Below are 8,503 nucleotides of genomic sequence, written 5' to 3'. Positions count from 1 at the left end.
GCCCCCACGGGGACCGACCGGCCGCGGCGTTTTCGTCAGCTACCAGCGGTAGGGCTTGTAGACGTCCATGCAGGCACCCTTGTCCGCCCCGTTGAGCGCCTCGGTGTCATCCTTCGACACCGTCGGCGTGGCTGCCTTCGGGAAGGTGTCCCCGGTCCGCCAGTCGGCTCCCACGATGACGGTCACGCCCGAGACATCGGTGGACTTCTTCACGTAACTCACCGGAATGCCCAGGGACTTGGCGACCGCCTGGGCCTCCCCCTCCAGCTCGGCGCTGGGGAAGCGGACGACCGTCTTCGGCTGCGGGTCGCTCGTGGGGTCCGCCGACGCCCGCGTGTACCCCTTCCCCGAGAGGATCTCCTTGATCTCGGTCGCGCGCCCCTTCACCGAGCCCAGCTCCGGCGTGTAGGTGCCGTTCTGCACGGTGACACCGGTCTCGGCGGCGGGCGCCACCGGGTCCTTGCTGGTCGCGGCGGGCTTCGGCTTGGAGGTGGGGCCCTTGCCGTCCAGCGGGGTGTCGTCGCGGAGCATGCTCCACAGATCGTCGGCCTTGCCGGGCGCCGGCAGCACCCGGTTCTCGTCGTACGGGTCGGGAATGCGCGGCATGGTGAGCATCGTGATCCGGTCCGTCGGCACGTCCTTGAGCTGCATGCCCAGATCGAACAGCTTCTTGACCGTGCCGATCTCCTCCGAGACCTGAAGCGACTTGGTCGCGGTCTCGGCGAGGTCCATCAGCTGCCCGGTGTCGGTGAACGCGTTCTGCGCCTTCAGATTGCGGATCACCGAGTTCATGTACATGTGCTGCGCCTTGGACCGGCCGAAGTCGTCGTAGAAGGCGTGCCGGGTGCGCAGCCACTGCAGGGCCGTCTCGCCCTGGATCTTCTGCCTGCCCGCCTTCAGCTTGAGCCCGGAGCCGCCCTTCACCATGGCCGTGGGCTTGTCGTGCACGTTGTAGTCGACGCACACTTCGGCCCCGCCGACCGCGTCGGCCATCGAGACCACACCGGCGAAGTCGACCATCATCCAGTGGTCGATGTAGACCCCGGTGAGGTTCTCCCAGGTGGACAGGGTGCAGCCCGGGCCGCCCCGCGCCAGGCTCTCGTTGATCATCGTCCTGGTCGCCTTGTACTTCTCCTTGGTCTTCGGGTCCTCGCACTCGGGTATCTGGACCCGGGTGTCGCGCGGGATCGAGACGACCGAGGCGTTCTTCCGGTCGGCCGAGACATGCAGGAGCATCTGGACGTCGGCGAGGGGCGGGGCGTCCTGCTTGTCCCGGGAGCCGCCGAGTGCCAGGTTCGCCGCCGAGTTACGGCTGTCGGAACCGATCAGCAGGACGTTCAGCGGCGTCTGTCCGGCGGCGTTGGGCGCGGTCCTCTGCGCCTTGCTGTCACTGGCGCTGCGCGCACCCTTGCGGATGTTGTTGTTGAGGTGCTGGTAGTAGAGGTATCCGGCGGCGGCCGTACCGAGTATCAGCAGCGACAGTACGCACGCGACCCAGCGCAGTATCCGGCGTTTTCCGCGTTTGCCGTGCCGGTGTGGGGTGCCACTCCGGCGTGCGGGTCCGGGGTCTCCACCCGGCGGCTCGCCGTCCGAGGTCTTGCCGCCCCCGGCGCCCGCCGTGCCGTGCTCCTCCTCGTAGAGGCTGTCGTCCCAGCCCCGTTCACCGGCGTGCCGGACGCGTTCCCGCGTCCCCTCCCCACGCACGCTGCTGTTTCCCACCTGGCCCCCTGTCGCTTCAGGCGCGCCTCATGACCCGGTGGTCCGGGGTCATTTGGCGCACACCTGCTTGTCGGCTTCTACCTTGTCCACGTCCGCCGGCGGCTTCGTCGGAGCGGTGATGGGCACCCCTGCGCCCTTGAAGTCGGCACCGAGGGTCAGGACCATCGCCTCCGTGCCCACGGCGTTCTTCGTGCCGGGCTTGAGTGCCGCGGCGGGCAGGCCCATCAGGTCCGCGAGCTTGCGCGCCTGGTCGGCCTGGTTCGGTGCGTACGCCAAGGTCGTCTTGGCGATCTTCTCAGGGGCGTTGCTCTTGTTCGACGACTTGAACACGCCCTTTTCGTTCTGCAGCCAGTTGAGGGTCGTCTGCGCGGCCCCGTTGGTGTCGCTGCCGTTGTAGACGTCCACACGTACGTCGGAGGCCGCGGCCCGCGGGCCCTTGAGCAGGGCGGCCTGCTTGCTCTTGGCGGCCGACTCCTTCTTCTTCACCTCGGTCAAGGACACGTCGTTCTGCAGCAGACTGAAGATCTGCGGAGCCTTGACCTGGTCCAGGATGACGGTCGCGCCGTCCGTGTTGTCGACCACCGGCACGGTCGTGAAGCTGATGTGCTTGATGTCGATCTTGCCGAGTTCCTCGGCGAGGGAGGTCAGCTTCGGGATGTCCCCGATCGCGCTGTCGACAGTGAGCGCCTTGGTCGCCGCGTCCGCGAGCGCGAACATCTTCTTGGGATTGCCGAGGGTGTCTTCCTTCATCTGCCGGATCATCGAGGCGATGAACTGCTGCTGCTGCTTGATCCGGTCCAGGTCGCTCTCGTTGCCCAGGCCGTGCCGGTTACGGACGAACGCGAGCGCGTCCTCACCCTGGACCTTCGACGGTCCGGCCGGCAGATCCAGCTTGGAGGACTTGTCCTTGATGGGCTTGGCCAGGCAGATCTCGACGCCGCCGACGGCGGTGGAGAGCGTCTTCACCGCGTTGAAGTCGGCCATCATGAAGTGGTCGACCGGGACGCCGGTCATCTGCTTGATCGTGCGCATCGTGCAGCCCGGGTCGCGTCCTGCCACACCGAAGCTCTGGTTGAAGCGGACGCCCTGGGAGCCCTTGATTATCTTGGTCGAGCCGTCCGGCTGCTTCGTGGGGCAGTCCGGGATGTCGGTGATCAGGTCCCGGGGGATGCTCAGCGCGGTCGCGTTGGTGCGGTCTTCGGAGACATGGAAGAGGAACGTCGTGTCGGCGTGGCCGGTGCTGTTGTCCCGGTCGCCGTAGCCCTGGTTGCCCTCGCCGGTGCGCTTGTCGGTGCCCAGGAGCAGGATGTTGACCGGCCCGTCCTTGGTGATGCCCTTGGCGCCCGCGTCGCCGACGTCCACCGTGTTGAGGTTGCCGTTGAGCCGCTCGTACACGTAATAGGCGCCGCCGGCGACGGCGATGAGGACGACAGCCATGGCGCCGCCGGTCCACAGCAACGCCTTCTTCTTGCGCGCCTTCGGCGGCTTGCGCTTACGACGGCCGGGACCGGTGGGGGGCGTGTTGCCGCCGCCCGCTCCGCCTGCCGCGCCCGCGCTGCGCGCAGAGCGGCGCGTGCGCTGTTCCGGGACGTCCGTCTTCTGCGCCGCGGTGCTGGTGGTGCCGCGTCGGCCGGCCGTTCTGGAGGGGGAGGCGCCGGTGGAGCGGGAGGCGGTCGACTGCCGTGTGGAACGGTCCAGTCGCAGTTCGTAATTGCCCGTCTGCGGGTTCAGCACCCACTGGTCGGCGGGGTCGATTTCGTCCGCCTGCCCACGGCTCTTCGCATCCACGGTTGCTTGAGTCCTCCGTCGGTGCCACGCGAGGCGTCCCTCCCCCCGGGAGACGCTTGGTTCGTCGATCCGGTTGTCTGCGACCTGGCGGCCGGATGTACCGGGTCGCGTCACACTATCCGCCCAGTTCAGCGCCGAGCGACGTCCGTGACAAATTCCACGCACCTTACAACTGGGCAATCCGCCCAATCTTCATGGACTGCCGACAAGTCCTTGGCGATGGCTTTACCCGCACATGCCGGAAGCGGCGTTCGTGCCGGGGAACGTCGGCGTCGCCGAGGGGTTTTCGGAGCCGGTGCCGCCGTCGCTTTCCGTTTCCGGGGCATCGCTCGGGGTCGTGTCCTGCGGCACCACTCTCACGGGAGCGTCCTCGCGCAGCCGCTTGAAGAGCCTGCTCGCGGCCGGCTCGACGAGTTCGTCGCGGTTGGGGTCGTACGTGTACGCCCGGCGCGGCACCGTGAGGAACTGCACCCGCTCCGACGGTACGTCCCGCAGTGAGCGGGCGAGGTAGTACAGGTCCTTCAGCGAGTCCATGCCGGGGTCGGCGGTGATCGCCTTGGTCGCCGCGTCCAGCACGGGGTAGAGCTTGGCCGGGTTCAGAAGGACGCCATTGCTCTGCACCTTGTTGAAGAGTGCGCCGAGAAACCTCTGCTGCCGGTCCATGCGTTCGGTGTCGCTGCCGTTGCCGAGGGACTTGCGGGCGCGGACGAAACCGAGGGCCTGTTCGCCATTGAGGGTCTGTTTGCCCGCTTTTAGCCTGAGATGGGCGTCGGGGTCGTTGATCGGCTCGTTGAGGCAGACCTGCACCCCGTCCACCGCGTCCACCATGTCCTTGAAGCCATGGAAGTCGATCACCATGTGGTGGTCGACGCGGATGCCGGTGAGCCGCTCGACGGTGCGGATCGAGCAGGCCGCGCCGCCGATCGCGAAGGCGGAGTTGAACTGGGCGAACTGCGGCCGGCTGCGGGTGCCCCCGGCGGTGCGGCAGCTGGGGATGTCGACCATCAGGTCGCGCGGGACCGAGACCGCGGTCGCACTGCGCCGGTCGGCGGCGAGATGCACCAGGATCGTCGTGTCGGAGCGCTGGCCCTCGGTGTGGCCGTACCTGCGGTTGGCGGAGCCCGCACGGGTGTCCGAGCCGATGAGCAGAATGTTCCGCACCCCGCTCACCGTGTGCAGCGGGCGTTCCCTCTCGTACCGCTCCAGCTCCTCGGCGGCGGTCAGGTCCGTCCCGATGTTGCCGTCGAGCAGCCGGTACAGCCACCAGCTGACACCGGCGATGACGAGGATGAGGAACGACAGGCCGAACGCGGCCCAGCGCGGCCAGCGGCGCCTGCGGCCGACGGTGCCGTCGCCCGCCGCGTCCGGGGACCCGGCGGCGTCCTCCGCCGGGTCGTCCGGTTCGGCGGGCGTGTCAGCGCTGTCGGTCACGTCTGCGTCCATCCTCGCGGCTCGTCGGGCTCTGCGGGTTCGTCGGGCTCGGTGCCCGCTCGTACGCCGATGATGTCCCGGAGCCGGCGATCAGGCCCGGGGGCTCGGCAGCCGGTGAGCCGGAAGAGTGGACGTCGGAGCGCTTGTCGTACCGCGCTGCTCGCCCGGGGCGATCACATCACCCGGTGCGTGACCCGCTCGCTCCCGGTCCGCTTCTCCAGTCCCTCCGGGGAGAGTTGGCCGAGGTTGCGGCAGAGCACCACCGACCCGCCCGAGGCGAGCGGCGCGTACAGCCCGGCCGACAGCCCCTCCCAGTTGTCGTACGGGCGCCCCGACAGCAGCCGCGACCCGGTGTCCCCCAGGCCAAGCGACGCCGCGTCCGCGCGGGCACGCTCGACAAGGCCCTCGCCCGTCAGCTCCATGCCGGCGACCGTGAGGGCGGGCGCACTCGGGTCCACCGGGACATAAGGCGCGAACCGGTCACCCTGGCTCGGCGCCTCGACCGCGTAGTCGGCGAAGCCCTCGGGCACCTGCGGGAAACGGCCGCCCAGCGGCCGCAGCGCCAGGGCGAGCCGCTCCCCGGAACAGGCCCGCGCCGCCTCCAGGGTGTCCGGGCCGCTGACGACGAGGTCCGCGCCCGCGGGGTCACCGCCGACCTCGGCGACCACCCCGACCGAATGGCAGGCGAGCAGCCACACCGCGGTCTGCCAGTGGGCCGGCAGCAGCAGCGCCAGCCGGTGGCCCGGCTCCGCGGACAGCCCGTCCTGGAGCAGATTCGCCGTCTTGGCCACCCAGTTGGCGAAGGTCGCGACGGACAATTCGACGCGCTCACCGGTGGCATCGTCGTAGAAGGTGACCAGGGGGCGGGCCGGATCCTCGGCGAGGGCGGATCGCAGCAGGTCGGCGGGGGTGCGGTCGCTGGCGTTCACCCGCGCAAGAGTACGCCGCCGAGGCGCCGCCGACGCCGCCGTACCGGTGACGGCGTCCCCCGGTCGGGCCGACGGGCCGTCAGATTCCCGGAAGGCGGAATGGCTCCGCCCGCCCAATGATCATTGGCATGCGTGCCTTCCATGTATCCACGATCGGCGTCGCGTGCACAGCCGCCCTCGCCCTTCCCGCGCTCGCGCTGCCGGCCACCGCCGCGCCGCCCGTGCCGGATCTGCCGGGCTCCACCCAGTCCTTGCCGCTCGAGCCGCTACCCGGCCACCGGCGGGCGGCCGACAGCGCCGTCGTCCAGGGGCTGGAGCGACGCGAGGTCCGTCCGTTCTCGCTCCTCGGGGTCGTCTGGGACGACGTGGAGACCGAACTCCACGGCACGGTCCAGGTCCGCACCCGCGCCACGGGCTCCAGCACCTGGTCCGCGTGGCAGCACGTGGAGACCCACGACGAGGAGCACGCCCCCGACCCCGGCTCACCGGAGCGTGCCGCGGGACATGTACGCGGCTCGACCGCGCCCCTGTGGGTCGGCGAATCGGACGGCGTCGAGGTCCGCGTACAGCCCGGGACGACGGCCGGGACGAGCGCCGGGACGGCGGCCGGGGCGCGGTACGGCGCCACGCAGCCCCTCCCGCGCGGCCTGCGGCTCGAGCTCGTCGACCCGGGCCGGGTCGCGGAAGCCGAGGTGCCGCCATTGTCCGAGGAGCCCGAGCCGCGGCCCGCGGCGTCGGTGAACCCCTGGCCGGAGGGGTGGGAGGGCGAGGGCGAGGGAGCGGCGGAGGACGAGCTGCCTGCGGGCGACGCGCAGGCCGAAGCGCAGGCCGCCGCCCTGTCGGCCGAGTCCGCGGCCGCCTCGGCGGTCAACGCGGATCTCGCGCCGCTCGGGGCCGATGTGATCCCCGCCCTGACCAAGGCGGAGACGGACGCGGTGGCCAAGCTGTACGGCGTTGCGAAGCCGTACATCGGCCCGCGGCCCGGCATCATCACACGCAAGGGCTGGGGCGCCGACGAGACGCTGCGCGAGAAGCAGTTCGTGTACACCAACACGGTCAAGGCGGCCTTCGTCCACCACACTGCGACGGGCAACGAGTTCACCTGCGAGCAGGCGCCCTCCGTCCTGCGCAGTATCTACCGCTACCACGTCGAGAGCAGTGGCTGGCGGGACATCGGCTACAACTTCGCCGTCGACAAGTGCGGAAACATCTACGAAGGGCGGGCAGGAGGCGTGGCCAAGGCAGTGCTCGGCGCACACACACGCGGTTTCAACACGAACAGCATGGGCATCGCGGTCCTCGGAACGTACAGTTCGACCACCCCGCCGCCGGCCGCGGTGGAGGCGATCGCCAAGCTCACCGCCTGGAAGCTCGGTCTGTACGGGGTGAACCCGAAGTCGAAGACGTATCTGACCTCTGGGGGCGGCAACAAGTTCGCGAAGGGCACCCAGGCCAGACTCAACGTCATCTCGGGGCACCGGGACGGATTCGCAACCGACTGCCCGGGAGGCCGCCTCTACGACCAGCTCGGCACGGCCCGCGCCGTCTCGGCCAGACTCCAGGGCCGCTGACGGGTCCGCGGACGGGCCGGTGCAGGCCCGTGCCGCATACGTACGTACGAACAGGCTGAATACACTGGCCGGTCATACGCACGAATTGCCCGGCCCCAGCAGGAAGCAGAGAAGGCATTGACTCAGGCCCCAGAAGCGATCCTCCTGGTCGGCGGCAAGGGCACGCGGTTGCGCCCGCTCACCATGAACACGCCCAAGCCGATGGTCCCCGCGGCAGGCGTGCCGTTCCTCACGCACCAGCTGGCGCGGGCACGCGCCGCGGGCGTCGAGCACATCGTGCTCGCGACGTCGTACCTCGCGGAGGTCTTCGAGCCGTACTTCGGCGACGGCTCCTCGATGGGCCTGCACCTGGAATACGTCACCGAGGAGGAGCCGCTCGGCACGGGCGGGGCGATCCGGAACGTCGCGTCACGGCTGCGGTCGGGGCCGGAGGATCCGGTACTGATCTTCAACGGTGACATTCTGACGGGCCTGGACATCGGCGGCCTGGTCGAGACGCACACGGCGTCCGGGGCGGATGTCTCCCTGCACCTGACCCGGGTGGCGGACCCCCGGGCGTTCGGCCTGGTGCCCACCGACGGGACGGGCCGGGTCACGGCCTTCCTGGAGAAGCCCCAGACCCCGGAGGAGATCGTCACCGACCAGATCAACGCGGGGGCGTACGTCTTCCGCCGCTCGGTGATCGACGGCATTCCGGCGGGCCGCCCGGTCTCGGTCGAACGGGAGACCTTCCCCGATTTGCTGGCCTCCGGGGCCCACCTCCAGGGCATGGTCGACTCGACCTACTGGCTGGACCTCGGCACCCCCCAGGCCTTCGTCCGCGGCTCCGCCGACCTGGTCCTGGGCCGCGCCCCCTCCCCGGCCGTGCCCGGCCGCTGCGGCGACCGCCTGATCCTGCCGACCGCGACGGTCGCCCCGGACGCCAAGCTCACCGGCGGCACGGTGATCGGCGACGGCGCGGTCATCGGTGAGGGCGCCCGCATCACCGGCAGCACGATCCTGGACGGCGCGACCGTCGAGGCCGGAGCCGTCGTCACCGACTCCCTGGTCGGTGCGGGCGCCCAC

The 8,503-nt window shown here is 70.1% G+C and carries 6 protein-coding genes; 2 read left to right on the top strand and 4 right to left on the bottom strand.

The features are described from left to right. Positions 1-39: 39 nt before the first annotated feature. From ACWGI8_RS33625 to ACWGI8_RS33610, 4 genes are all read right to left on the bottom strand, one after another. Positions 40-1,719, bottom strand: a complete 1,680-nt coding sequence (locus tag ACWGI8_RS33625) for an LCP family protein (RefSeq protein WP_453666771.1) — start codon at positions 1,717-1,719, stop codon at positions 40-42. 48 nt (positions 1,720-1,767) lie between these two features. Then, positions 1,768-3,507, bottom strand: coding sequence for an LCP family protein (locus ACWGI8_RS33620; protein ID WP_453666769.1), 1,740 nt, complete (start codon positions 3,505-3,507; stop codon positions 1,768-1,770). A gap of 225 nt (positions 3,508-3,732) precedes the next feature. After that, positions 3,733-4,938: an LCP family protein gene (locus ACWGI8_RS33615; RefSeq protein ID WP_453666768.1), complete on the bottom strand. Its 1,206-nt coding sequence runs from the start codon at positions 4,936-4,938 to the stop codon at positions 3,733-3,735. 173 nt (positions 4,939-5,111) lie between these two features. Next, a complete protein-coding gene (locus tag ACWGI8_RS33610) occupies positions 5,112-5,867 on the bottom strand; it encodes a TIGR03089 family protein (protein WP_453666766.1) in 756 nt (251 codons plus the stop codon). A gap of 128 nt (positions 5,868-5,995) precedes the next feature. Between ACWGI8_RS33610 and ACWGI8_RS33605 the strand changes: the two genes are divergently transcribed. Together ACWGI8_RS33605 and ACWGI8_RS33600 are read left to right on the top strand one after the other, a co-directional pair. After that, the gene (locus tag ACWGI8_RS33605; protein WP_453666764.1) at positions 5,996-7,438 is read left to right on the top strand and encodes a peptidoglycan recognition protein family protein; all 1,443 of its coding nucleotides are present in this window, start codon (positions 5,996-5,998) and stop codon (positions 7,436-7,438) included. 117 nt (positions 7,439-7,555) lie between these two features. After that, positions 7,556-8,503: sugar phosphate nucleotidyltransferase (locus ACWGI8_RS33600; RefSeq protein ID WP_453666762.1), on the top strand; the 948-nt coding region annotated here is incomplete at its 3' end.

Source organism: Streptomyces sp. NPDC054841, from assembly GCF_053611045.1.
The sequence above is the reverse complement of the archived record's forward strand: the minus strand, read 5'-3'. Positions and strand labels throughout refer to the sequence as shown.

Coding starts and splice junctions, on each gene's coding strand:
- ACWGI8_RS33605 (WP_453666764.1), top strand. CDS start 5,996: ATGCGTGCCTTCCATGTATCCACGATCGGCGTCGCGTGCACAGCCGCC.